A 26,974-nucleotide genomic window follows, 5' to 3' on the forward strand; every position below is an offset into this window, starting at 1 on the left:
CGCTTAAATTCACCCTATTAGATGAGTATTACTATCACAAAAGATTTAAAAAAAATAGCGGTTTTCACTTCCGGAGGCGATGCACCGGGAATGAACGCCTGCATCAGAGCCGTAGTGCGTGCCTGTATTTATTATCAGCGCGAAGCGGTGGGCATTCGTCATGGCTACGAAGGTATGATTGACGGCGATTTTATACCACTCGGTGCGCGTTCGGTGAGCGGCATCATCAACGAAGGCGGCACCTTTTTAAAATCGGCACGCAGCGCACGTTTTTTCACACCCGAAGGTCGCGAAAAAGCCTACAAAAATCTCAAAAAAGCAGGCGTTGATGGTATAGTAGCCATCGGTGGCGACGGTACGCTTACAGGGGCGCATATATTTATGGAAGAATACGGCATTCCGGTCGTTGGTATTCCGGGTACTATTGACAACGACCTCATCGGCTGCGACTATACTTTGGGTTACGACACTGCCACTAACACCGCCATGCGAGCCGTTGATGCTTTGCGCGATACAGCATCTTCGCACGACCGTTTGTTTTTTGTGGAAGTAATGGGTCGCAACACAGGTTTTATAGCTTTGCGCGTAGCCATAGCGGGCGGTGCAGAAGCAGCCGTAATTCCGGAAGACAAGTTTTCGGTAGATGATTTGATTAGTATCCTTGAAAAAGGAGCGAACCGCAATAAAACGTCCAGCTTGGTAGTAGTAGCCGAAGGCGGCGACAGTGGCAGTTCGTTTGAGCTGGCACGCAAAGTGCGGCAGAGTTTCAACCATTACGATACGCGCGTATCTGTATTGGGGCATGTGCAGCGCGGCGGCAGCCCTACCTGCTACGACCGCATTCTTGCAAGCCGTTTGGGAGTATTGGCAGTAGAAGGATTATTACAAGGCTACAATGATGTGATGGTTGGTTTGGTAAATCGCCGCGCCACCTACACACCAATTTCCGAAGCGGTAAGCCGCCGCAACGACATAGATCAGGAATTGGTACGCATTGCCAAAATTTTGTCGGTATAAGCCAATAAAAATAAATTAATTTGATTTCAACCAATAATATTTTACCAACAACACACCATGATTATAGTAGCAGACAGCGGCTCTACCAAATGCGATTGGATAGCCGTAAAGCCGAACGGCGAGCGGGAAGAGTTGAATACGATGGGTTTTAATCCGTTTTTTCACAACGAAGATTTTATAGAAAATGAACTGCGTCGCCAAGAAGCTTTTTTAGAGTTAGGTCCTTTGGCAGAAAAGATATTTTTTTATGGAGCAGGGGCTTCGAGTGATGCCCTGCGAGCAGTGGTAAGGCGCGGATTGTCGCGAATATTTCCGAAAGCAGATATTCATGTGAGCCACGATTTAGACGGAGCTGCCTACGCCGTGTGGGACGGTCGTCCGGCGATTGTTTGTATTTTGGGTACAGGCTCTAATTCCTGTTTTGTGGACGAATACGGCAATGTTACACAAAAAGTGCCTGCACTTGGCTATATTTTAGGAGATGAAGGAAGTGGTTCTTATTTTGGTAAAAAGTTGTTGAGTAATTATTTATACGAAAAGCTGCCGGTACATATCCACAACCAATTCAAAGAACGCTATGAGTTGAGCAAAGAAGAAATTTTTCAAAATGTGTATATGAAGCCCAATTCCAATGTATATTTAGCTTCTTTTATGCGTTTTTTATCCGACAACCGCGATAATGATTTTGTGCGCAAAATGATTTATAAAGGGTTTTCGGAATTTATTTCCACACATATCTGGAAATACGAAAATCACCGCGAATTACCCGTACATTTTGTGGGGTCAGTAGCTTATTATTTTCAGGATTTACTGCGCGAAGAATCCCGTATTCATTACCTCAACATCGGCAATATCGTAAAGCAGCCAGTATTGAATTTAGTGGAATATCATATAAAAAAACAAAACATAAATTCGTAATAAAAAAACTACTTTGCAGTTACAAAAAAGCAACCGTACCGAAGAAAGGTATGGTTGCTTTTTTGTAAAAAAAATAAAAACCGTTGCAGACTATCACAGCTTTCACAACGGCACACATTCAATTAATCAAATAAAGAATGCATAATTAATTTTTATTATGAATGATTGTAAAACAATGTATGTAGTCTCTACAAACAATAGGTCTCTATTACCTTTATCTTATCTACAAATCGTTATACCAAATAAATATCTAAATGACACAGTGTGTAAAATCTTCTATTTTGTAATGATGTGGCTGATATTATTGCTAATATAAGCCACTTTAAATGGAATTGAATTAGTAAAATAACTATGCCAAATAGATATTTTAATGGTATTATACAACAATGAAAACATTATATTTTACATTTTTATATCACCAACAATTTACAAACGCCCTTTTTAATATCATCTACTACGGAGGGGTCTAAAAGTGTGGTAATATCGCCCAGATTAGAAGTATCGCCTTCGGCAATTTTTCTTAAAATACGACGCATAATTTTGCCACTTCTCGTTTTGGGCAAGCCGCTTACAAATTGTATTTTATCGGGTTTGGCGATAGGTCCTATAATCCTCGATACTGTTTCCAAAATATCTTTGCGGGTGAGTTCCATGTCGGTGACTTCGCTGTTGAGTATCACATAAGCATAAATGCCCTGCCCTTTGATGTCGTGCGGATAACCGACTACGGCACTCTCTACCACATCTACATACATATTGATAGCGTTTTCTACTTCGGCAGTGCCGATGCGGTGTCCGCTTACATTGAGTACGTCATCTACCCTGCCTGTAATGCGGTAATAGCCGTCCTCATCGCGTAGGCAACCATCTCCGGTGAAGTATTTTTCGGGATAGGCGGAGAAATAAGTTTGACGAAAACGCTCGTGGTCGCCGTAAGTGGTGCGCAACATACCCGGCCAGGGAGCAGCTATCACCAAATTACCACTCACGCCGTTGCCTTCTATCACATTGCCGTTTTCATCTACCAATTGCGGCTGCACACCGGGCAAGGGCAAAGTGGCAAAAGTCGGTTTTGTTTTGGTAATACCCGCCAACGGCGAAATCATAATACCACCGGTTTCGGTTTGCCACCAAGTATCTACAATAGGGCATTTTTCTTTTCCGATATATTTATTGTACCAGTTCCATGCTTCTTCGTTGATAGGCTCACCCACGGAACCCAGCACCTGCAAACTGCTCAAATCATATTTCTGTACATAATCCAATCCGTAGCCCATCAGTGAGCGAATGGCGGTGGGTGCAGTATAAAAAATATTAATTTTGTATTTATCGCAAATTTCCCAAAAGCGTCCGGCATTGGGATAAGTTGGTACGCCTTCAAACATCACCGTAGTAGCTCCGGCACTCAGAGGTCCATATAAAATATAAGAGTGCCCTGTAATCCAGCCGATGTCGGCGGTACAAAAATGCACTTGCCCGGGTTGGTACTGAAATACATTAACAAAAGTGTAATTTGCCCATACCATATAGCCGCCGCAGGTATGCACCACCCCTTTGGGCTTGCCGGTAGAGCCACTGGTATATAAAATAAACAACATATCTTCAGCGTCCATTTCCTGAGCTTCGCAATGATGTTGTCCGAGTGTTTCCACTTTATGGATTTCGGTAGTCCACCACGCATCTCGTCCTTTTATCATAGAAATAGGCGTGCGCGTATGCGTGAGCACAATTACTTTCTGAACACTGTTGCATTGGTCAAGCGCATCATCTACGGTAGCTTTCATAGGTATTTCTTTATTGCCGCGAAAAGCCCCATCTGTCGTAACCACTAATTTACATTGTGCGTCATTGATACGGTCAGCGATAGACTGTGCCGAAAAGCCGCCAAACACCACACTATGCACAGCCCCGACACGCGCACAAGCCAACACAGCTATTGCCAATTCAGGAATCATTGGCATATAAATACAAACCCTGTCGCCTTTTTGAATACCATTGTTTTGAAGCACATGAGCAAACTGGCATACTTTATCAAACAGTTGGCGATAAGTAAGTACACGGTGTGGTTCTTCGGGGTCATTGGGTTCCCAAATGATGGCGGGTTTATTTGCCAAAGTGGGCAAATGGCGGTCTAAGCAATTTTCAGTGATGTTGAGTTTAGCACCTTTAAACCACTCAATGCTCGGCGTGGTAAAATTCCATTCCAAGACTTTATCCCATTTTTTTCGCCAAAGGAAATTATCTGCCACCGAAGCCCAAAACTGCTCAGGTTGCTCCACGCTCAGGCGATATTGTTGTTGATAATCTTCAAAAGATTGGATTTGATAAGGATAAGACATAGCATTGCAATAAATAAAGGGTGATGAATATTTTTTTTAAGATTGTGTAAAATTAGTTATTATTTTGTTACAAAAATTCAGATTATTGCTAAATTAATATATCTTTGCTAAATTAATATACTTATATTTTTTCTTCTTTTTATATCATTACTGATGAAAATAAAATTCTGTCCGCGTTGCAATTCTGAGCATTGCGTAAAAAGTGGATTATTGAAAGAGGTACAACGTTACAAATGTAAAAAGTGTAATTATTATTTTACAGTGGATAAAATAGGAAAATCTATCGACCCATATTATGTAGTAAAAGCCTTACAATTATACATAGAAGGCGTACCTTTTCGTGAAATAGAGCGCATTTTGGGAGTATCGCATGTATCGGTGATGAATTGGGTAAAAAAATATAAAATACAAGCTCCCGAACTGATAGATTATCGCCCCACCTATAAAGTAATGACGCGCGAAGACCTCTCCACAGCATTAGCGCAACCCGATTATTTAAAAAACTCAAGTATGATTGTAAATGAATTAGGCGATAAGTTAATGGTGATTAAATGGGATAGAAAATAAAAGAGATGTATATATAATTACCACTTGTGTATTGGAGATGACGATTGTATCAAAAAGAGTTTTCATATTCGTAGCAACTAAATTTTTAGAATATGAGAAAATCGCTATTCATCTCGCTCTTGGCTTGGGTTATCACCTGCTCTACTGCCTACGCACAAGAAAAAAAAGTAGAGGATAAAGTACCTTCTACTTACAAACCACTGAAAATCAACTTAAACGAAGATGGTACAGAGTACATTCGTTTTATTACATGGCTGCAAATGTGGACAACCGCCACGAGCCTCAATCCGGGGACGGTGGGTTTAGACGGCAAAGCGCAAAGTTCTTCGATGGACGTGGGCATACGCCGTTCGCGCCTATTGATTTTGGCACAACTCAATTCCAAATGGCTCATTCTCACACATTTTGGTATCAACAATCAGAGTTTCATCAATGGTGGTGTCAGTGGTACTGACGGCAAAAAGCCGCAATTGTATGTTCACGATGCCTGGACAGAATATACCGTAGTGCCCAAAAAATTGAATATTGGTGTGGGCTTGCACTACTGGAATGGTGTATCGCGTATGGCAAGTGCCTCTACATTAAATTTTATGACCTTAGACGCTCCTGTTTTCAATTGGTTCACCATTGAAACCAATGACCAGTTTGCACGCCAACTCGGTATTTATGCCAAAGGTCAATTGGGCAAATTAGATTATCGCTTGGCTCTCAACAAACCTTTTGCCAACGGCGCAAATCCTTATTTGGCAACCACCGCCAATACCGGTATCGCAAAAAATGCTATTTCGGACGATTTTGCACAGGCAGGCTACTTTAAATATATGTTTAAAGATGCCGAAAGCGATTTACTGCCTTTTGAGGTAGGTTCTTATTTGGGTGCAAAAAAAGTATTCAATGTGGGTGTGGGCTTTTATCATCACCCCAATTCGGTATATACCAAAAATGATGCAGTGCAGGACTCCGTTGTTACGTCGGCAACTACGGTATTGGGTGCTGATGTATATTATGATGCACCGGTGGGCAGCAAAGGAAGTTCAGTGAATGTATATGGTTTGTTTCAGAGTATGGACTATGGCGACAAATACTTGCGCAACATCGGTATTCTGAACACATCTACTACTTTGGGCACTGCCACACAACTTGGCAACGACTCTGCCAATGCCAGTGTTTTCGGTGCGGGCAATGTGCAGCCCACTTTGGGCACAGGCTCTTTGATGTATGTGCAATTAGGCTATAAATTTCCAAAAAAAAAAAGGTGCGGCTTTTATGCCTTATCTGACCTATACCTACAAAAATTTTGATGCCATCGGAACGGGTTCTTCACAATTCAGTTTGGGCAGCAATTATTTTATCAACGACCACAACTGCAAAATTACCGCCGAATACGCATTGCGTCCGGTGTATAAAGCAGATGCGGGCAGCAGCTCAGGTGTTACACAAAACGGCTACAAAGGTCAATTTACAATTCAAACGCATATTTTCTTATAGTAGAAAAGCAGCTATTTTTTCTTTTTAATTCCCTAAAAAATTTTGATTATGACAGAGCATAAAAAAAGTTCAATGTTCAGTATCATATCCGCTTCGTCGGTAGGTACAATGATTGAATGGTACGACTTCTATATTTTCGGAAGTTTAGCTACAATTATCTCCACTAAATTTTTTCCGAGCGGAAACCCAACAGCCGCTTTTCTTTCCACACTTGCCACCTTTGCGGCGGGTTTTGTGGTACGTCCTTTCGGGGCTTTGGTTTTTGGGCGTTTGGGTGATTTGATAGGCAGAAAATACACTTTTATGGTGACACTGCTGCTCATGGGCGGTGCTACCTTTTTGATAGGCTGTGTGCCAAGCTACGAAAGCATCGGTTTTGTTGCGCCTTTATTGGTGCTGCTGTTGCGTTTGTTGCAGGGTTTGGCATTGGGCGGCGAATACGGCGGTGCAGCCACTTATGTTGCCGAGCACTCGCCCGCCGAAAGTCGCGGCTATATGACTTCGTGGATACAAACAACAGCCACCATCGGCTTGTTGGTATCTTTGTTGGTCATTGCCTTTACCAAAAGTTCTATGAGCGAAGAAAGTTTTAGCGATTGGGGTTGGCGTGTGCCTTTTTGGGTTTCTATATTCATGGTGGGAGTATCGTATTTAATTCGCAGAAACATGAGCGAATCGCCCTTATTTGCCAAAGTAAAAGCCGAAGGAAAAACCTCCGTCAATCCTTTAAAAGAAAGCTTTGGACACAAACTCAACATGAAATATGTGCTGTTGGCTTTGCTGGGTGTGGTAATGGGGCAAGGGGTAGTTTGGTACACCGGACAATTTTATGCAATGAGTTTTATTGAAAAAACAATGAACGTAAATGCCGACAATGTGCGCCAGATTATGTTGTGGGCTTTGTGTTTAGCTACGCCGTTTTTTTTGGTTTTCGGTTGGTTGTCGGACAAAATCGGCAGAAAATGGATTATGATGCTGGGTATGTTGTTGGCAGTATTATCATATCGCACTATTTATTCCAACATGTACAACACCACCGATTTAAAAAACAAAAGTGAAATAGCCGAAAAAACGGTTTCGCTGGCAGAATTAAAAGACAATACAAAAAACAAAACAGGCGGCAAAGATTCGGTATTTACTATAACAAAGGCATTTACGGACGGCACCACCTACAAAGAAGTAAAAATTGTGACTTTGGACAATGGCAAAGCCGCATTGAAAGACGGCAAACCGATGACCGAAGTGAAAAAAACCATCAATATCAACGACTCAGACAAATGGAGTTTGATTTGGTGGGTATTCATACAAGTAATTTTTGTAACGATGGTATATGGTCCTGTGGCAGCCTTTTTGGTGGAGCTATTTCCGGTTAAAATCCGCTACACCTCCATGTCTTTACCGTATCACATTGGCAATGGTATTTTTGGCGGTTTGCTGCCGGCAATTGCGACTTTTTTGGTAACAAATGCCAAAAATAACAACGACCCCCAATTTTATTTAGAGGGGCTGTGGTATCCGATATTGGTGGCAAGTATATGTTTTGTTATAGGCTCTATTTATGTAACGGGCAGAGATACCGATGTCAACGACTAAAAACCACATACTTTCCATTACATTATTCTTTATTTTATCAAAAAAACCATCATTTTGTTATGAACGCCATAAAAAGAATTTTAGGAGTAGTTTGGATACTCATTGGTATATGGGCGGTATATTATTTGCTCGTAAATCAAGCCATTGATATGTGGAAAACAGGTGGTGAAAAACTCGTGCCTGCTATTATTTACACTTTTGTATTGTGTCCTATTATTGCGGGGTCTTTGTTCACGTTCGGCTACTATTGCTTCACCGGAGAATACGATGAGTGATGATGCAATTGACGTTCCATTTCATTAAAGTATAATTTGTGTTGTTAAAAGAATCCAACTTTGTATCCTTTTATTTAATTCCATAAAAGAAGAAGTATAAAAGGCTCTGCGAGGTTGGTTCTTTTTTTACAAAAAAATACATTTACAATTATTACCATATAATACATATCTTTATACACCTTAAAAAAATATTTTTTTCGGCACGATGGCTTATGAATAAAAAATTAGGTATCATAGCTTTATTATTGCTGTTGTTAAGTGTTTTTCCGATGAATTTATTGTTGCGTTATACGGCGGCATTAAATTCTATAAGCGATATTGCTGTGTGCTTTTTTTGTAGTCTGGTTGGTTTTTATCACAACAACTGCCCTACTGCTTTATCGCCATTCTTCTTCTACGTCCGACCCGAACATATGAATTTAGGAATTATATTTTTAATCTCTTTCTTATACTTGGTGCTGCTGTTTTTGATTGCCAATACAGTAGAAAATAATTATACGCGGTTTGAAAAATGGATTAATAATCCATATACATATACTTTGTCGTTGGCGGTATATTGTTCGGCGTGGACATTTTACGGCAGTGTGGGGGGGGCTTCGCAAAATGGCATTTTGTTTTTGTCTATATATTTGGGTCCTACTATTGCAGCTTTTTTATTTATTCCTTTTTACCAAAAAATCATCCGCCTCAAGCAACAAACCGGTTTTTCGAGTTTTGCCGATTTTATCGCTTTACATTTCGGGCGCAGCATTTGGTTGGGCGCACTGATTACGATGTTGTGCATCATCAGTGTAGTACCCTACATTGCTTTGCAACTCAAATCACTGACCGACATTATAGTATTAGTACAACACTATCAGCAGCCTACCACCACTGCTACGCACATCTCCAATAATTTTTATCAAAGCATCAGTATTTATATTGCTTTGGCTTTGAGTTTCTTTATTATGGTATATGGTTTTCGTACCATTGATGCCGGCGAAAAACGCAATGGTATGATAGGAGCTATTGCTTTTGAGTCTATTATAAAATTGCTGTCATTTCTATTGGTGGGTTTTTTTTCGGTGCGGCTGGCTGCCGATTTCGTACAACAACCTTTACAATCGCCCTATAATGCACATTTATTAAGTGCCGACACATTTTGGGATACACACACGCAAATAGATTGGTTAGCTAATATTTGCCTGTCATTTTTAGCATTTTTGTTTTTGCCGCGTCAGTTTCAAGTAGGAGTAGTGGAAAATAAAAACGAAAAACACCTCCGCAAAGCATCGTGGCTTTTCCCTTTGTATTTGCTGTTGATTAATTTATTTGTATTGCCCATTGCTTTATATGGCAATGCTTTGTTGCACAGCCAACAAATACACCCCGATAATTTTGTTATCGCACTGCCGCTTGCTCTGCACCAACCCGTACTTGCCTCTATTGCCTATCTGGGAGGTTTTTCGGCAGCTACGAGTATGATAATTGTAGAAACCATCGCGCTCAATATTATGCTCAGTAACAATATTATTTTGCCCTTACTAATATGGATTCGCCAAAAGTCAGGCATTTTGCAAAACAAAAATCTTGATTATATCATTCTCAACGTGCGCCGTTTCGGAGTATTGCTCATTATGACTGCCGCTTTCTACTACGAAACCATGCTCAATACCGGCAGCAGCCTTATCAATATCGGCTTAACATCTTTTGTAGCCATTGCACAATTTGCCCCTCTTTCATTAGCGGCTATTTACAGCAAACAAACATCAGCCCTTGCCGCCTATGGCAGTTTGGCGGTGGGTTTCGGCTCTTGGTTTTTCTTTCTTATCCTTCCTTATTTCGAAGCCACCCATTTATTGCACACCCACATCAGCACACAAGGTTTGTGGAGCTTACATTATTTGAGTTCTGCCAATTTTTTAGGTATCAGCGGCTATGCGCCCACCACTACTGCCTTTTTTTGGAGTTTGCTGTTCAATTCGCTCACTTTTATTATATTATCGGTATGCTTTGAGCCAAAAACTACTACCACTTTGCAACTCGATTTACTCCAAAAAGCCACTTTGGACGAAATGCAGCACAAAGGCAATATGAAGGAGTTGATGCAAATTATGGAGCATTTTTTAGGCAAAGACCGACTAAATGCAGTGGTGGCAAGCTATCAAAAAAGCCAAACGACAGCACTGCCCCAACAATTTGCATCTTCACATTTTATACAATATTGCCAGCGCATTTTAAGCAGCGTATTGGGGTATCCAGTGCGCGGCTTTTGTTTAAAAATTTTGATAAAAACGGCGGAGCAGATATACCCGAAGATGTGATTCAGGTGCTGACCGAAAAACAAAATATAAAATTGATGAATAAAGAGTTGGTGCGCAATCAGGAAGCACTCAAACGCGCCACTGTACAATTGCAGGAAGCCAACGAAAAGATGAAAAAAATAGATGCTGCCAAAGATGAATTTTTGCATACCATTACCCACGAGCTGCGCACACCGCTCACTTCCATTCGCGCATTGTCGGAAATAGTATTGGATAATCCGCACTTAGAAGCCGAAGAACGGCAACACTTTATCCAAGTGGTGGTAAAAGAAGCAGAACGCCTTTCGCATCTTATCAATCAGGTGTTGCGTTTGGAAAAAATAGAATCCGAAATGTACCGCCTCAATTACAGTGTTTTTGATTTTTCACAATTAATAAAAGAAGCAACAGAAGCATTGGAGGGCATCATTACGCAAAAGCAAGCGACATTGAACTACACCCCTTTGCCGACAGCTTGTAATATAGAGGCAGATAAAGATTTATTGATGCAGGTGCTTCAAAATTTATTGTCCAATGCCATCAAGCACAATCATCAGGCGCAGCCGCTGATAGCGGTGAGGCTACTTGATAAAGAGACCTATTGGGAATGTAGCATCAGCGACAACGGACCCGGGATTGACCCTCAAGTAGGCAATGCCATTTTTGACAAATATTTGCAAGTACGCAGCACTGTTAAAAAAAACAAACCCGAAGGCAGCGGTTTAGGTTTGGCAATTACAAAAAAAATCATAGAATTGCATCGGGGAAAAATAGATTATTACAATAATCCCGAAATTGGATTAACTTTCTTTTTCACCATACCCAAACAACAACAGCCCTCATCAACTTTATCCAACTTACAATAGCAGCCGATATGAGTTTCAAAGTATTAATAGCCGACGACGACCCTTATATTTTGATGTCGCTTGAATTTTTAATGAAAAAAAACAAATACGAAGTCCTCATTGCCCGCAATGGCAGCGAGGCTCACCAATTAGCCCTGCAACATCGCCCCGATTTGGCAGTGCTGGATATTATGATGCCCGAAATGGACGGCTATGAATTGTGCAAACAAATTAAAAACAATGCAGCAACCCATCATTGTCAGGTTATATTTCTGTCGGCAAAATCCAAGCAAGAAGATATAGAAAAAGGCTACCAAACGGGAGCGGCTTTATATATTCCCAAACCCTTTTCCACAAAATATTTAATACAGCAAATTGAAATTCTTTTAACCACCGCCAATACAAAAAAAACGCTTATGGACTACCAACAACAGTGGCAACACAGCATACAAAATCCGAATGATTTTTGGTTACAACAAGCCGCATTGCTGAACTGGTTTAAAAAACCCGACACTGCCCTCAGCTACAATACCGATGGCAAATATGCGTGGTACGAAGGCGGCAAACTCAATCTGGCTTATTTGTGTTTGGATTATCATTTGGAGCAGGGGCGCGGCGAACAAACGGCACTCATCTATGATAGTCCGGTGACACAAAGTGTGCAAAAATTTACTTACAACGAACTCCGCGATGCCGTGAGCAAACTGGCGGGTGTGCTGCAAGCCAAAGGTGTGGACAAAGGCGACCGCGTTATTATTTATATGCCGATGATTCCCGAAGCAGTAATGGCGATGCTCGCCTGCGCCCGCATCGGTGCTATCCACAGTGTGGTATTCGGCGGTTTTGCGCCGCACGAGTTGGCAGTGCGCATTGAAGATGCCACACCAAAAATGCTCATCACGGCAAATTACGGGATTGAAACAGATAAAAAAATTCATTACAAACCCTTAGTAGATGCCGCCCTTGCCCAAGCAACGCACCAGCTGGACAGTGTGATTGTTTTGTTGCGCAACAACGAAGCCGTAGCAATGCAGACAGGTAGGGACTTTGTGTGGAGCGACCTGATGCAAGAAGCCGTAGGCGTGCCTTATATTACAATGGACGCTACCGACCCCCTGTATATTCTCTATACCAGCGGCACTACCGGCAAGCCCAAAGGAATTTTACGCGACCACTCTTACGCCGTTGCGCTCAAATACAGTATGGGAGCTATTTATGATACACAGGCAGGTGATGTATTCTGGGCTGCCAGCGATGTAGGTTGGGTAGTAGGACATTCGTATATTGTGTATGGTCCTTTGTTACAAGGCTGCACCACCATTTTGTACGAAGGAAAACCCATAAAAACACCCGATGCCGCCGCTTTTTGGCGCGTAATAGAGCAGCACCGAGTAAAAGTGTTATTTACAGCACCCACCGCCATACGCGCCATCAAAAAAGAGGATTTTGCCTGCGAAGGCTTGAAAAGATACGATATTTCGAGTTTGAAATATTTGTTTTTGGCGGGCGAACGCTGCGACCCTGATACTTACAATTGGATAAAAGGCAAATTGCAGCGTCCGGTAATAGACCATTGGTGGCAAACCGAAAGCGGCTGGCCTATGTTGGGAATTATGATGGGTCTGGAAGCAAAAGCCACCAAAGAAGGCTCGGCGAATTTGCCGATATGCGGTTATGATATTCAGGTACTCAACGAAAACGGCGTACCCCTCGAAGCCAACGAAGAAGGTTTTATTGCCGTTAAAATGCCTTTGCCGCCGGGTTGTTTGCGCACACTATGGAACAACGAAGCAGCATTTCAGCAAGCCTACTTATCAAAATTCCAAGGCTATTATCTGACCGGAGACGGCGGCTATTATGACGAAGACGGGTACTTTTTTGTAATGGGGCGTATTGATGATAATATCAATGTAGCGGGGCATCGCCTGAGTACCGGAGAGATGGAGCAAGTGATAGCGGCACATCCGGCGGTGGCAGAATGTGCAGTGCTGGGCATTGCTGATTCGTATCGCGGACAAATTCCGGTGGGTTTGGTGGTGATAAAAGATAGTATTATGCAGAATGAAGCAGAAATTTCAGAAGAAACGATAGCCTTAGTACGCGACCAAATCGGGGCAATAGCCTGTTATCGCACCACGCTCATCGTGCAGCGACTACCCAAAACACGAAGCGGCAAAATTTTAAGAAAAACGCTGCGCTTTATCGCTGACGGAGTGCCTTACTCAGTACCTTCCACCATCGACGACCCGCTGATACTGACCGAGATTACTGAAATACTGCGAAGCAAAAAAATAGGAATTGCTTTTTCGGAAGAGAAATAGCAGTTGCGCTGTTTTTTGGTATATATACATCATTTTTAACTACTTATCAATAATTATTTTTTATAAATATGCTTTTTAAAACCTGCGAATATTATGACAAACAACAAAAACATACTACAAGCGGTAGCTGTATTGGTGATAGTAAGCGATTCGCAACAACATATAAAAGAGGCAGAAAAACTGGCAACCACCATTACCGAAATACTGCACTTGCCTTTATTAAAATCAAAGATTGATACTTATCCCAAATTTCCACATTCATTCAAAATAACTTTATTGTTTAAAATACAAGAACAAGAAGATAAAATACGCTGCGGCTTATTGCACACCTCCCGTCTTTGCACCCCTTGGCTGTGTTGGTATGATGATGGTGAAGATACATTAGAACTTATTTTTAACAGAGAATCTTCTACTCGTTACACACATACAGCCTTGAAAGACATACGCTGGGGCAATTGGACGATAGAAAACATAGATATTACCGAATAAGATTTCTCCATCACCTGTAACATTAGTATTTTTTTATGGCTCGTATTACTATTGATTTACCTGAACATTTTCATTTTTCCACCATATTGCCAGTACGCATCACCGACATTAACTATGGTAATCATTTGGGAAATGATATGTTTTTATCTCTTTTGCACGAAGCACGGGTTCGTTTTTATGCACATTACGGCTACACCGAACTGAACTTAGCAGGTGTGGGTACAATTATGGCAGATGTGGGTATCATATACAAAGCGGAGGTAAAATATCCGAGTAATTTGGAAATAGCCGTAACTGCGGGCGAGTTTTCGCGGGCAGGATTTGAAGTGTATTACAGAGTAAGCGAATCAAGCAGCGGCAAAGTATGTGCTATTGCAAAAACAGGTATTGTATGCTACGATTACAGTGCCGGAAAAATAGTAAGTGTACCGGAAAGTTTTAAACAATTTTTTACAAGAAAATAAAAAATACCGGCAGCTCTCATCAACGATGAAATTATAAGAGCTAAACATGGGGGGAATTATCTCTTTACCGCCGGTATACAAACTTCAACAGCTTGTTAAAAAAACTATAATTGTAAGTCATTTATACAAAAGACGTACATCTGTGTATTTACAATAATATATAATATCAAAGACCACAAGCAAAATAATAATCGACATTGTACAATAACTTGGTACAAAATTGGGATGACGTACAAAAAAAATGAAACAAATTGAAAATCAAAGTTTTACAAAATAATATCAAAATTTCTAACGCACCATGTGTTTTTTGCCTAAATCCTGTCTTTCTATTCAGAGTTACAACAAACCTACAATATAATTTTAAAAATAAACAAGCTACTTTATCATAAATTTTTGTCGTTTTGCGACAATTCCATTGTTTTTAAGCTGTATATAATACAATCCTTTTGACAAATGTGCGGTTTCTACGCTGAGAGTGCCATTTCCTTGATCAATTCTTGCTCCAAAAACGCTTCTGCCCCACATATCGCATATTTGTATGTACGCATCGGGATAAGACTGCGTATAAGACACCCTTAACACATCAGAAGCCGGATTGGGACTTATTTGCATCATCGCCGTTTCGTTGCCGGAGAGCGGAGTTGCAGGCAAACCTACCTCTTCTTCGGGCGATTGTATTTTTACCAAAATATCATCTACATAAAAGCCATCTCTTTCTTCGTACTGGTCGCTGTACAGGTATAATTGCAAAAATATTTTTTCACCCAACAAGTCATTCAGCGATATATTTTCTTTCACCCAAGTATCTTGCAATCCATCATACAAGGGTTCATTCTGAATTTCGTAATTAGTAGTGTTGGTGTATTTGCCACACAAAGCAGTAACCGAATTATTGGCAATATTCACGGCTTGTATTTGCACATAATCAAAGTCGGTTTCAATATCCCATTTTGCCCAAAACTCTACTTCGGCGGCTTGCGCTGCTGTGAGGTCAATGGTATCTTTCCAGCGTAAGGTACTGTACGTTGATGCTTCGTAGTAGCCCACCGGCGAATCAGTGATGCTGCTGGGCGCACTGTGATACTGAAAAGTGGTAACATTCCATTCGCCGCCGCCATTGACGCTCCAGTCTGCGGCAAAGCTATCCAAAGAAGGCTCAAGAATAATATTATAGTCGGCGGTGGGAGCATCAATAGCAACTTTGCGTCTTAGAGTATCTGAGGTTAAATATTGTCCGTTGGATACATTGAGCAAAAAAGTCACTTCTTCATTACCCTCCAAAGCATTGATATCCACGCTATAAGAGAGCGAATCGCTGCGGGTTTCGAGGAATTCCATTGCATTAAAAGACTGAGGTGCTCCGAAGGTAATCCCTTGCGAAACAGGAATGGCACTGACTACAAAATTGCCGTTGCCATTGAGTCCCAAACGTTGCAAATCGAAATGTATGAAGCCGTTTTCGCCGAGTACAACATCGGCGGCATCGGTGGCAGTAAGCCGCGCACTATTGCCCAGCACGCGCAAAGTAGCCACATTAATATCCATAGAAGCATAACATTGCGGAACAATCATTTCTTGAGGTGGCCAAAAACCCAAAGCACCGACTTCGGGTGTATAAGAATAGATACCGCGCTCGCCATACATCCAGTCATCGCTGTCGCCGTTGGTCAGGTAGCCCACCGTTTGGTTGCTCGTTCCGGTGATAAAATTATTGCGGTACGACATCCAGTCGGAGTGTGCTCTGAACGTCAGAGAGTCGGGTGTTTCAAAATCGCCTATGTAGCCCCAAGGATAAATGAGCATATCGCTGTAGGTATGATAATTTTGAGCAATGGTAAAAGGTACTTGTTCACAGAGCCATTTAACAGCCTGCGTTTCGGGTTCGGAAAAAGGAACAGTGCCGCGATAAGTGTCGCTGGAAGTTTCCGGCGATGAGCCTTCGTCGTCATTACCCCAAAAATGACCATAATTGCGGTTCAAGTCCACACCAAAAGTGCCGTCGCCATTGTCGCGGCGATTTTTGCGCCAAAAGCCCCCTCCTGCCGGATTGGTGGTGGAATTATAAATATAGCCGTCGGGATTTACGCAGGGAATGATATAAATTTCGTTGTCGTCCACCCACGATTTCACGGCAGCATCGGTATTGTAGTTTTCCAGCAGATAGTACATAAAAAATATCATCTGCGACAAACTTTCCGGCTCGCGGGCGTGATGCACCGCCGTAAAGAGTACTTTGGGTTCGGCGGTTTCGTCAGCAGTGGGATTATCGGATATTTTGAGATAATAAATAGGGCGGTTTTGAAAAGTTTTAAAAGTATCAATAGCGGCTTTGGCGGTGATGAGGTCAGGATATTTGCTCGCCATATTATCCAAATGAGCAAGCATTTCATCATAAGTAAAAAAACCGCCCATACTACCCAGATTAAAATCGGCGGGGGTTTTGTAGTACAAACCACTACCGCTACTGCCGCCGCAATTATCACCGCGCTCCCGACTTGCCGAAAAAGCAGCCGCCTGTTTTTGGTAAAAATCCCACGCATTATCGGCGATGATTTCGTAGGCGATGCCGGTGGCTTGCAAACGTGCTACATCGGTGGTAGAAAAATCACTTTCAAACCAGTGCCCTCTTTTAAATATGCCGTGGTCAATGCCGATGCCTTGCTGCTGCAAATAAGCCAACTGTATATCATCGGCATAAATACGCACTCTCTGATATACCTCCTGTGCAGATACGGAAATGATGCTCAAAAAGCCGACTATCAGAAAAAAAAGATTTCTTTTCATAAAAAATGTATAAAGATTGATAAGTATTTAGTGATGAATAAATTGCGTTTTTTTTAATAAAAATAAGTTTTAATTTAAGAAACATTTTATAAATCACGAAACATATAATTATTTTATTACAAGTACTTTGCAAACATAATTTATATTTTCGGCATTAATTCGTGCAATATAAATGCCTGTTTCCAGCATAGATATATCTACACATTGCACACCGCCCGTCAGCGATTGCTGCCATACGGTTTTTCCCCAACCATTGAGCAATTGTAAATAAGCATTGTCGCTGCTGTTTTCTATCCAAAATACGCCCTTGTTCGGGTTGGGGTATATTTTTATTGATGATGTTACTTCGGCGGCGACAGCAGTATCGGTGCTGTCGGTGCTGCTGTTTGTTTCGTAAACAGGCGGCGGCGGGGTAGGCCATATTTGCGCTTCGCCCACCATTATCCACACCGTAGCGGTATCTGCACCACAGTGAGGGTCGCTCAACAAATATTGCCAGGTATCAATACCGACAAAATCGGGTGCGGGCATATAAAAATAAACATTGCCGCCGCCGCTTAAAGTGCCATAATCGGGTGCGGTGATGACTTCAACGCTCAATGCTTGTGCTTCGGGGTCGAAATCGTTGGTGGCAATTTGCAAATAAGTCGGCGTGTTGAGAGCAGTATAAACGGTATCATCGGCGGCAAGGGGAGCGATATTTTTAATACATTCTATGGCTAAATCATCTATATAAAAACCGCCCGCGCCGTAAGTATTATCGCTATAAAACAACCATTTGAGGCGCACTGCTTTTCCCAAAAAAGCATCTAAATTCACCGTTTGCCGCCTCCATTGCTTTTGAAAATTCTGATAAACTGCTCTGTCGGTGTAGCCTGTTTTTTTATCAAAAGCATTTTGGCTATCTGCCGAATATACGCTTGTTTCTTCTTGGCTGTTTATCACTTCCACACTTATTTGCACTGCATCGTTATACGGCATTATATCCCATTTTGAAAAAAAATGAGCCTGTGCGTGCAAGCAGTCTTCCAAGTGCAGCGTATCTGTAAAATACAAACTATGGTGTAAATTACTGGCATAATTGCCGATTGGCGATTCGGTAATGCTACCACTACCCTGAATAAACTGCGTATTGCTCACTTGCCACACACCCGCCTCACTCCACCAATGCTCCATTGTTTCGGCGGCATCATAAACATCAGCAGTTTTTTGAGCAAAATAAGTGTGTAAAGTATCATAGCGCACATGTTCACCTTCTTGCTGCAAGAGCAAAATTTGCAGAGCATCGCCGTTTTTGAGTGCGGGCAAAGCAAAAACATCAAAAGCAATTTCTTGCTGTGCATAGGGCGGCAGACTGATATTTTTATTGTTTTCGTAAAAAGAAAAATGTGGCGAAAGCGGTGTCACACTCAACAATACATTGGTACTCGCATTGCTGATATTGCGCACTTTCAGCCGTATTTTGGGGTTATCGGCGCGAACATAATCGGGCAAAAAATCGGTAATGACATTATAGTGCAAAGCTATTAATGCCTGTATATTTTGCCACATCGTGCTTTTGCACAAAGGAATAATTTCTTCTTGTGGCGGGTAAAATCCTAAAAAATTATTGCCCACTTCGGGGGTCATCGCCATAATTTTGTTTTTGGTGTTTTGCTCGCCATACATCCAGTCATCGCTGTCGCCGTTGGTGGCATACAATACCTGATGCGAGTTGCCATATTCAAATTTATTTTCGCGGCACAAATGTTCGGTCAAAAATCAAAATGCAAAGCATCGGTGGGAAAAACAGCATCGCTATACCCGAAAGGATACAATAAATAATTGCCGTAGCTATGATAATTGAGGGCGATTTTAAAAGGATATTGTTCGCACAGGTAGCGAATAGCTTGGGTTTCGGGTTCGGAAAAAGGTGCAGCCCCTCGATATAGTGCGCTGCCCGTATTGCCGGAAGAGCCGTTGTCATCGTAGCCCCACTGATAGCCGTAGTTTCGGTTTAAGTCCACGCCGAAAGTGCCATTGCCGTGGTCGCGGCGGTTTTTGCGCCAATACCCGAAAGAAGGGGGCGTGGTGCTGCCGTCAAAAAGGCTTTCGTTGAAAACTACGCCATCGGGATTGACGCAGGGAACAAAAAACAAGTTGCTGTTGTCCACTAATTGCCGCAGGAGCGCATCATTATCATAATTTTCAATCAGATAATACATAAAAAATATCAACTGGCTCACAGATATAGGCTCGCGGGCATGGTGCAAAGCGGTGAACAAAATAGCGGGGTCGTTCGGCTCGTAGGCGGCAGGGTGGTTGGAGATGGTCAGGTAATAAAGGGGTCTGCCCTCAAAAGTTTGAAAGTTGCCAATAGGTTGTTTTTCACTCACCAAATCGGGGCGCAAATTGTGCAAATTATCCAAATGCGCCAATATTTCTTCGTAAGTAAAATAACCGCCCAAAGAACCCAAAGAAAAATGTTCGGGGCTTTTCCATCTAAACATCGCCGCCTGAAACGCTGCTGCTGTATCGCCGCGCTGTGCTGTTTGTTGTCGGAAATATTGGAGCATTGCGGCGGCAGAAACAACACGATGCGGCAGGTCAGCCTCCTGAATCAGCAGTTGCTCCTCCGGCGACAACTCCAAAAACAGCGAATCGCCCTGTTGCCATACGCCGCAATCCAGTGCAATGCCGCACTGCTGTAATTGTGCAGGCTTCACCTGCCTCATATCTACACCTACACGCAACGACTGTGCCCGCAAGGTTAGTGATAAGATGATGAGCGTTATACACATACAACATCTCACCAAACATTTAATCACTTTTACAGATATATGGCTTTGCAAACGCTTATTCATGTAGCCGAAAATGCTTCTTTCTTTCAAAGATACGACCAAATATAGCAATATACACCATAAAATGGCGTGTTTTGTAATATCTATTACTATTTTTGCAGCAAAAATTATATCCATGCGTTCTGATTATGACTTATTAATCGTCACCACCTCCCGCTTAGATAATCCGGTGACGGCTCCTATTTATTCTTTGGCAAAAGAATTTGCGCGTACCAACCGCATTTTTTATATAGAACACCCCTACACTTGGAAAGATTACTGGCAAGGCAAAAACGACCCCATTATCAAGGGCAAAAAAGAGGCACTTATAAAGGGCACTTCTTACTACCGCCACCTGAATGGCTGGTCAAAAAATCTGTATGCCATCACGCCGGAACTCACGCTGCCCATTAACTGGCTGCCCGATGGCGCACTCTACGACACGCTGGCAAAACGCAACGATGCAGTATTGTTCAGAACTGTTATGAAAACCTTAAAAGAATTTGATGTAAAAAAATTCATTTTAATCAATTCTTTTGACCCTTTTTTCGGCAGATTTTTTCCAAAAGATTTTAAGCCGATCTTAGATATTTACCAAACCATCGACTCCATTGCCGGAGAGCCGTATATTGCCCGACACGGTGTGCGCCTTGAAGCGGAGCACGCCCGCCGCGCCGATATATTTCTGACCACTTCCAAAAAACTGCAAGAGCAATACACCACCCTTACGCCCAATGCCCGCCAACTATCCAATGGTGTAGATTTGGAAGTATTTGAAAAAGCCGTTTCGCCACCTGCCCCTGCTTTGCCGCGTCCGGCAGATATGAAAGATTTAAAGGGAAAAATCATTTGTTATTTTGGTCATTTGGACAGCCTCCGCATTGATTTTGAACTGATGAAAAAATCGGCTTTGGCATATCCCGACATTCAATTTGTGTATATCGGACCCATTCACGGCGAAGAATACAAAGAGCGCGGCTTGGATAAGTTGCCGAATGTGCATTTTTTGGGTAGAAAACCTTTTTTAGAATTACCCGCTTATTTGCAGCATGTAGATGCTACCATTATTCCGTACAAACTCAACGATTTGACGAGCAATATTTATCCGCTCAAATTCAACGAGTGTTTGGCTTTGGGTAAGCCGGTTATCGTTACGCATTTTTCCAAAGATTTGGAAGACTACGCCGATGGTATTTATATTGCCCGCGATGCCGACCATTTTGTGTCTTTGCTCAACACGGCACTGCATCACGACACGCCGGAACGCTACAAAGACCGTTGGGAGCGCAGCCGTGCCAACTCGTGGGAAAACCGCGCCGAACAATTTTGGAAAATCGTTGAGCCATTTTTACAAGCCAAAGAAGGCAAGCAGGTGAAAGTAGTTTAAATACGCGCCGTCTTGGGTTTTTGTAATAGTTTGCAGCAAAAGAGTTTTTTTTAAAAAGAACAAAATCAGGTTGCAAAAATCATATTCAATAAAAAAAGGAAAGCACAAGGCTTTCCTTTTTTTATTTTCTCTCACTCCGCCGAACTTTGTGGGAATTTATACCATCTATAAAACAGATATAGTCCAATATTTACGAAATGGATTTTTTATTAATTTTGAACTATAAAATATTTATATATGTCTTTTCTGGGTAAATACTGAATTACACAAAGATATGAAGTATATTACTTTGGTGAAATATGTACAACGAAACTTTAATACCAAAATAAAAGTTGCCCGAAAAAGTCATGTCAAAAAAGATGAAAAGGCAGTGGAGGCTTTTAAAAAAACTTCCATCAAAAGTGTATAAACCTTTTACTTTCAGTAAGTTTTCCATACAAAACAGTGAATCTATATTTTCAAGATGAATCAAGATTTGGAATGTTTACAAGAAATGGGAAAATACTTACTTCAAAAGGAATAAAACCTATCTGTCCTTACCATCAAGTTTTTAAATTTACCTATCTTTTTGGCTCATTTTCCCCTTTGGATGGGGATAATTTCTTGATGGAAATGTCTTTATGCAATGCACAAACTTTTCAAGTTTATCTGAATGAATTATCAAAACATAGACCATCGGAATATAAAATTTTAGTCTTGGATAATACTGCCTTTCACAAGGCTAAAAAACTAAATATTCCTGAAAATATAGGAATGATTTTTCTTCCTCCATACTCGCCGGAACTTAATCCTGCAGAAAAAGTATGGTGGAAATTTAAACGATCATTTACAAATATTTTATGCAGTTCTTTAAATCAAGTCAGTGATTTTATTACAAAAACTTGTCAAAATCTAACTTCAAATGAGGTTAAGAATATATGCAGTTTTGACTATGTTTTTCAATATTTTGATTGGACTATTTAGTACATATATTTGGTGATAACTTTGACAAAGTTCGAACTTTGACAAAGTTAGGCAGTAAAAAAACTAAAAGAAAAATTTGCATCTTTCAAAAAAAGGATTATATTTGTTGCAAACAACGCTCAGGGAAGCGTTGAGGCTTAGGGTGAGTAAGCAGTAATGAGGAGTAAATATTAAAGTATCGTTCCGTCCGTTCCACGACTATTACAAGGTATTTGCAGTGTTTATAAAACTGCTGCCTTTTAAAAGAAAGAAAAAACTCAATTGCCGCAAGGCGTTGGGAGTCATTATACTTTATTTTTTAACACCAAAATTTTTTCTTTATTATGAGAAAAAACCAAGAACTCGCCGCGCTGCTTTCGAGGAAGGCGATAGCGCAGCAACACATTAACTTTATTTATCACAAATTGGGGGGGGGACTGCGTACTTGCTTCGCTTTATGGAAACCGCAAAGGCTCATAATCGCTATGGCTATGCTGCTGATATTCGGTAAGGTGGCTTGGGGGCAAACACCTGAGTTATCCCTTATAGAACAAATATATAGTAATAATTTATGCGTTACAGAACCAACCGTACCTATTAACATCGAAAATCTTACCCCTCTGGATAATCCATGTACTTGTACACCTCTGCGATTTATTAGAGTTGCTTTCCATGTACTAAATCCACCTATTGGCCAACCTATGCAAAACTTTGACCCAAATAATCCGCAAGATACAGAAATACTAAGAAAATTAGTAGAAGAAGATTTGGGAGAAGCTATATCTAGTTTAGTAAATTGGCAGTATAGTGCTCCTATTTTAGATAATATACTCTTGCCAGACCCTGCTACCTATGCACAAAATGTTGCTAACCACCCTTGTCCTAATTGTGTTTCGTGGGAAACACTGTCGTATGAAGAATTCACGAGTATTATAGATGGTACTTCTTCAGACTTCGAGCTATTAGAGGAAGATTTTACTACTTTGTACGATGCATCGTGCAAAGATGCTCGAGTTCGTTTTGTATTGGATAATATATATTATTATAATGATCCTGGTGTTTATAACAACAACGATTGGGCTGATTTAGCAAATTTATCTACAAATAATATAGACGCTAATGTGATTGATATTTTGTTGGCATTCCCAGTTGATTACAATGGACCCCAAATGTTTAGCAACAATGCAATACGAATGGGAGGTATCTATGAGAAATTACAAATAAATAAAGTTCCCACAGTGGCTTTTATGCTTCATGAAATAGGACATCATCTAGGTGTCAATCATTCAAGATTGAACGATGATGGCTGTGATGATACGCCTGGCTGCAATGAAGGACTGTTGATGCCATTAGAATTTGTTCAATGTGGGCCTGGCTGTACAGGATGTCAGGGATGTGGAGAATGCCCTGTTATGATTGGATTAACAAATAACATTATGGATTCTCATGGAAATTTGCCTGTTGCATTGACCCATTGTCAGATAGATAGATATTACAATGGCGCAGAAAATTTTGTAGATAATACGCCTCACAATCCATTTATTTGGGCGGAATATCCATCAGTACCTATTTTTTATTTTGGTGCTACTCATTATGAACAAGTAAATATTTGTTCGGGTGACGCAGTAGAACTACATTTTTCGGAGGGAGATTCTCCGTACAATAATATTAGCTGGTCAGCTGCTCCTTATTATAACTTTGGCTCCACTGAGATCTATAATAACACTAATATTACGGTATATCCTGCTCAAACAACTACTTTTTATTTAACATTGAGCAGTGATTGTGAAAATATTCCTCAACAAATTCTATCATTTGTAATAAATGTTCCTTTAACATCTGGAGCTAATCATTTAGATGCTTGTATAGGATCTGCACTAACCCTTATGGGGAGCAGCAACGGAAATAATGTAAGCTATCATTGGGAGGCGGGTAATACTTATTGTCCTCCTTTAAGTAACTATGACCTTGCTAATCCTATTATGAATACCAACAATGCAGAAGATGGTTCCATTTATCCCTACTTTTTAACGGTAACTAATGAACAGGGCTGTGTTGCCAATGAAACTTTTTATGTACATGTATTTCAATTTGAGATTAATGCTGGTGATGATATAGAGGCTTGTGTAGGAGAAGAAGTGCATATAGAAAGTTTAGATAATCTTAATTATATATGCAACTGGTCAGTATATCCTGTTAATGGCGCACCAATACCAACTAATGGTTATGTAGGGGCTCTCATTACCCTCAACACCGCTAATGCCACCCCCGGCACTTATACCTACACCCTCACCGCTACCAACGACCAAGGCTGCACCGCTACAGATGCGCTTGATGTTATTATTACCCAGCTTTCTGCCAACGCCGGAAATGATATTACAATGTGTCCCGATGGCAGTACCATTACACTATCAGGGCAGGGTACGCCGGAGCCACTTATAGTTGGACAGGGACACCAGCATCGCTCCTCCGCTCACCAATGCCAATACCCTCAACCCCTCTTTTACCGCTACCGATAATTCTTATGAAAACTTCAATATTGAATACACCCTCACTGTATCGCAGAATGGCTGCACCAACAGCGATGTAGTGCAAGTGCATTTAGGCTATCACCCCGATATTACCATTGAAGTACCTAATGGAATCGACAAAATATGTCAAGGAGAAAGCGTGGTACTCACAGCTTCTGCTTCGGGTAAGGATTTGGAATACATTTGGAGTACCGGACAAACCGGCACATCAATTACTGTAAGCCCCACCACCACCACCACCTATACTGTCACGGTTCAAGACCAATATATTCAATGCCATTCTACCAAGTCTGTTACAATACAGGTCGTGGAGCCGCCCTACGCAGGCGAAAGCACTACCGAAGCGGTATGTGAGTTTGAGTTTCCCATAAACCTCCCTATCTTATTGCAAGGCGAAGATGAAGGCGGTATTTGGACAGATGCAGGTGGAAATGAGGTAAACGGTAGTAGTATCAAAGAGGTAGGTATATACACTTATACCGTAGAAAATATGTGTGGTATTTCTACCTCCACCGTCACACTCACCGCCGCTACCGACTGCACCGACCAATTTTGTTTGCCTGTCGCGGGCAGCGAAATTTATGCTGCTACCTCCTACAGCATTGCTCCTCTGGCAGCAGCGGGCACTGTAAATACCCCCACCATCGTAAGTTGGAACACCGTGAATAATACCCTCTTTACCGACGGCAACCCCGACAACAATATTATCAATACGTCTATTATCATTCCCTTGGGTTATAAACTTGAAATAGCGGCAGCTACCCTGCGATTTGGTCCTTTTGGAAGAATAGTGGTAAAATCCGGCGCACAACTGCTGATAGATAATGCTACTTTACAAAGTGCGGGCGACTGTATGTGGCAGGGAATACGGGTTTTAGGACCGGGTATTAATAATAACCCCAAGCTGAACCCACAAGGAAAATTAGTTACACAAAACAATGCAACTATCCGCGATGCTTTGATTGGAGTAGCTTTAATGAACACGCCAGTATATGATTTGGTGCAATTAGAAAGCACCCTCCCTACGCCCGACCTCAATAACATAGCTTCGGTCAATGTTTTTCAAAACCTCAACAACAACAATAATTTGGCAAAGACAACATCAGGCGGTTTAGCTATTATAAACAGAACGAATTTTATCAACTGTCATCAGGGTATCAATGCCAGCCACGGCTATTACAATGCTATTAACTCCGGCGACCTCTCAGATGCCAAAATATACACTCGTTTAGATGTGTACGACAGTAGTTTTGAACGCAGCGGCGATTTATTATTTCCTTTGGATAATGGAATACACGCACTCGGTATCTGGTCCTTTTTATATGGCAATGTATATGTAGGAAATACAAGATTTACTAAACAATACAGTGGTTTTTTCGGCAGAGGTGTGCGCAGTCTTAATGCACGCAGCAATATCTTTCAGGAATGTTATTGGGGTATCAGAGATGGCGGGGATCCCGGTAATTTAGAAGCATTTACATTTGGTGATGACATTGTTAGCAACAGGTTCACCAACTGCCGCTTTGGTATTCACCTCACTGCCGAGCGCGGCCTCGTGCGTAACCGCAATATCCTTGACCGCAGCAATACAATAGGTACTTTCTATAGCATGCCTAATACGGGCATCAGCCTCATCGGCAGCGAAGTAGATATTTTAGAGCAAAACGTTGTCAATCGCCACAAGACCGATGTATTTGTGCGCAATGGCGAACAAATGGGGAATCTGCTGTGCAGAAACCATTTTCTCAACAGCCTCACCGGAGTATTGATACAAGGCAATAATCTGGGCTTGGATATACGCTGCAACGAACACGCAGGCTATTACAAGGGCTGGCAACTAGATAATAACTTCTCCACCGTGCTCCAAATGCAAGACCAGGGGAGAGTGTTTAAGTATTCCAGATGCTCCTAAC

Annotated in this window: 20 protein-coding genes; 16 read left to right on the forward strand and 4 right to left on the reverse strand. The window is 41.5% G+C overall.

Annotation, left to right across the window (positions count from 1 at the left end; translation table 11 throughout):
- Positions 1-21 precede the first annotated feature (21 nt).
- Positions 22-1,017, forward strand: coding sequence for a 6-phosphofructokinase (pfkA, locus tag IPL35_11640; GenBank protein ID MBK8444014.1), 996 nt, complete (start codon positions 22-24; stop codon positions 1,015-1,017).
- A gap of 57 nt (positions 1,018-1,074) precedes the next feature.
- Positions 1,075-1,935, forward strand: a complete 861-nt coding sequence (locus IPL35_11645) for a hypothetical protein (GenBank protein MBK8444015.1) — start codon at positions 1,075-1,077, stop codon at positions 1,933-1,935.
- Positions 1,936-2,345: 410 nt separating this feature from the next.
- Here IPL35_11645 and acs read toward each other — a convergent pair whose 3' ends face one another.
- Complete coding sequence (gene acs, locus IPL35_11650) at positions 2,346-4,274, reverse strand: acetate--CoA ligase (protein ID MBK8444016.1); 1,929 nt, start codon at positions 4,272-4,274, stop codon at positions 2,346-2,348.
- Positions 4,275-4,535: 261 nt separating this feature from the next.
- Between acs and IPL35_11655 the strand changes: the two genes are divergently transcribed.
- The 10 genes from IPL35_11655 (at position 4,536) to IPL35_11700 (ending at position 14,598) form a co-directional block, all read left to right on the forward strand.
- Positions 4,536-4,841: a helix-turn-helix domain-containing protein gene (locus tag IPL35_11655; protein MBK8444017.1), complete on the forward strand. Its 306-nt coding sequence runs from the start codon at positions 4,536-4,538 to the stop codon at positions 4,839-4,841.
- Between the two features lie 92 nt (positions 4,842-4,933).
- Positions 4,934-6,142 (forward strand): porin, encoded by a 1,209-nt coding sequence (locus IPL35_11660; GenBank protein MBK8444018.1) that lies wholly within the window; start codon positions 4,934-4,936, stop codon positions 6,140-6,142.
- A complete protein-coding gene (locus tag IPL35_11665) occupies positions 6,108-6,329 on the forward strand; it encodes a hypothetical protein (protein ID MBK8444019.1) in 222 nt (73 codons plus the stop codon). Before IPL35_11660 ends, IPL35_11665 begins: the two co-directional genes overlap by 35 nt.
- 48 nt (positions 6,330-6,377) lie before the next feature.
- The gene (locus IPL35_11670) at positions 6,378-7,922 is read left to right on the forward strand and encodes an MFS transporter (GenBank protein ID MBK8444020.1); all 1,545 of its coding nucleotides are present in this window, start codon (positions 6,378-6,380) and stop codon (positions 7,920-7,922) included.
- 59 nt (positions 7,923-7,981) lie between these two features.
- Positions 7,982-8,197: a hypothetical protein gene (locus tag IPL35_11675; GenBank protein MBK8444021.1), complete on the forward strand. Its 216-nt coding sequence runs from the start codon at positions 7,982-7,984 to the stop codon at positions 8,195-8,197.
- A 212-nt stretch (positions 8,198-8,409) separates the two neighbouring features.
- Positions 8,410-10,500, forward strand: coding sequence for a hypothetical protein (locus tag IPL35_11680; GenBank protein MBK8444022.1), 2,091 nt, complete (start codon positions 8,410-8,412; stop codon positions 10,498-10,500).
- Positions 10,449-11,345 carry a HAMP domain-containing histidine kinase gene (locus IPL35_11685; protein ID MBK8444023.1) on the forward strand — a complete coding sequence of 299 codons (897 nt, stop codon included), beginning with the start codon at positions 10,449-10,451 and terminating at the stop codon, positions 11,343-11,345. Before IPL35_11680 ends, IPL35_11685 begins: the two co-directional genes overlap by 52 nt.
- 8 nt (positions 11,346-11,353) lie before the next feature.
- Complete coding sequence (locus IPL35_11690; GenBank protein MBK8444024.1) at positions 11,354-13,645, forward strand: acetate--CoA ligase; 2,292 nt, start codon at positions 11,354-11,356, stop codon at positions 13,643-13,645.
- 93 nt (positions 13,646-13,738) lie between these two features.
- The gene (locus tag IPL35_11695) at positions 13,739-14,134 is read left to right on the forward strand and encodes a hypothetical protein (protein ID MBK8444025.1); all 396 of its coding nucleotides are present in this window, start codon (positions 13,739-13,741) and stop codon (positions 14,132-14,134) included.
- A 35-nt stretch (positions 14,135-14,169) separates the two neighbouring features.
- A complete protein-coding gene (locus IPL35_11700) occupies positions 14,170-14,598 on the forward strand; it encodes a thioesterase family protein (GenBank protein MBK8444026.1) in 429 nt (142 codons plus the stop codon).
- Positions 14,599-14,973: 375 nt separating this feature from the next.
- Here IPL35_11700 and IPL35_11705 read toward each other — a convergent pair whose 3' ends face one another.
- The 3 genes from IPL35_11705 to IPL35_11715 all read right to left on the reverse strand — a co-directional run bounded on the left by IPL35_11705 (position 14,974) and on the right by IPL35_11715 (position 20,225).
- Positions 14,974-17,382 (reverse strand): immune inhibitor A, encoded by a 2,409-nt coding sequence (locus IPL35_11705; protein ID MBK8444027.1) that lies wholly within the window; start codon positions 17,380-17,382, stop codon positions 14,974-14,976.
- Positions 17,383-17,490: 108 nt separating this feature from the next.
- Positions 17,491-19,140 carry a T9SS type A sorting domain-containing protein gene (locus IPL35_11710; GenBank protein ID MBK8444028.1) on the reverse strand — a complete coding sequence of 550 codons (1,650 nt, stop codon included), beginning with the start codon at positions 19,138-19,140 and terminating at the stop codon, positions 17,491-17,493.
- Positions 19,137-20,225: a zinc carboxypeptidase gene (locus IPL35_11715; protein ID MBK8444029.1), complete on the reverse strand. Its 1,089-nt coding sequence runs from the start codon at positions 20,223-20,225 to the stop codon at positions 19,137-19,139. The genes IPL35_11710 and IPL35_11715 overlap by 4 nt, the downstream gene beginning before the upstream one ends.
- Positions 20,226-20,337: 112 nt before the next feature.
- On the opposite strand from IPL35_11715, the gene IPL35_11720 reads away from it, so the two are divergent.
- From IPL35_11720 to IPL35_11735, 4 genes are all read left to right on the forward strand, one after another.
- A complete protein-coding gene (locus IPL35_11720) occupies positions 20,338-21,588 on the forward strand; it encodes a glycosyltransferase (GenBank protein ID MBK8444030.1) in 1,251 nt (416 codons plus the stop codon).
- A 444-nt stretch (positions 21,589-22,032) separates the two neighbouring features.
- Positions 22,033-22,551 (forward strand): IS630 family transposase, encoded by a 519-nt coding sequence (locus IPL35_11725; protein ID MBK8444031.1) that lies wholly within the window; start codon positions 22,033-22,035, stop codon positions 22,549-22,551.
- 1,415 nt (positions 22,552-23,966) lie between these two features.
- Positions 23,967-25,049, forward strand: coding sequence for a hypothetical protein (locus IPL35_11730; GenBank protein MBK8444032.1), 1,083 nt, complete (start codon positions 23,967-23,969; stop codon positions 25,047-25,049).
- Positions 24,973-26,973: a PKD domain-containing protein gene (locus IPL35_11735; protein ID MBK8444033.1), complete on the forward strand. Its 2,001-nt coding sequence runs from the start codon at positions 24,973-24,975 to the stop codon at positions 26,971-26,973. Before IPL35_11730 ends, IPL35_11735 begins: the two co-directional genes overlap by 77 nt.
- Position 26,974: the final 1 nt, after the last annotated feature.

Source organism: Sphingobacteriales bacterium (assembly GCA_016711285.1).
Lineage (GTDB): Bacteria > Bacteroidota > Bacteroidia > Chitinophagales > UBA2359 > JADJTG01.

Coding starts and splice junctions, on each gene's coding strand:
- pfkA (MBK8444014.1), top strand. CDS start 22: ATGAGTATTACTATCACAAAAGATTTAAAAAAAATAGCGGTTTTCACT.
- IPL35_11645 (MBK8444015.1), top strand. CDS start 1,075: ATGATTATAGTAGCAGACAGCGGCTCTACCAAATGCGATTGGATAGCC.
- acs (MBK8444016.1), bottom strand. CDS start 4,274: ATGTCTTATCCTTATCAAATCCAATCTTTTGAAGATTATCAACAACAA.
- IPL35_11660 (MBK8444018.1), top strand. CDS start 4,934: ATGAGAAAATCGCTATTCATCTCGCTCTTGGCTTGGGTTATCACCTGC.
- IPL35_11665 (MBK8444019.1), top strand. CDS start 6,108: ATGCCTTATCTGACCTATACCTACAAAAATTTTGATGCCATCGGAACG.
- IPL35_11670 (MBK8444020.1), top strand. CDS start 6,378: ATGACAGAGCATAAAAAAAGTTCAATGTTCAGTATCATATCCGCTTCG.
- IPL35_11675 (MBK8444021.1), top strand. CDS start 7,982: ATGAACGCCATAAAAAGAATTTTAGGAGTAGTTTGGATACTCATTGGT.
- IPL35_11680 (MBK8444022.1), top strand. CDS start 8,410: ATGAATAAAAAATTAGGTATCATAGCTTTATTATTGCTGTTGTTAAGT.
- IPL35_11690 (MBK8444024.1), top strand. CDS start 11,354: ATGAGTTTCAAAGTATTAATAGCCGACGACGACCCTTATATTTTGATG.
- IPL35_11695 (MBK8444025.1), top strand. CDS start 13,739: ATGACAAACAACAAAAACATACTACAAGCGGTAGCTGTATTGGTGATA.
- IPL35_11700 (MBK8444026.1), top strand. CDS start 14,170: ATGGCTCGTATTACTATTGATTTACCTGAACATTTTCATTTTTCCACC.
- IPL35_11705 (MBK8444027.1), bottom strand. CDS start 17,382: ATGAAAAGAAATCTTTTTTTTCTGATAGTCGGCTTTTTGAGCATCATT.
- IPL35_11715 (MBK8444029.1), bottom strand. CDS start 20,225: ATGAATAAGCGTTTGCAAAGCCATATATCTGTAAAAGTGATTAAATGT.
- IPL35_11720 (MBK8444030.1), top strand. CDS start 20,338: ATGCGTTCTGATTATGACTTATTAATCGTCACCACCTCCCGCTTAGAT.
- IPL35_11730 (MBK8444032.1), top strand. CDS start 23,967: ATGGATTCTCATGGAAATTTGCCTGTTGCATTGACCCATTGTCAGATA.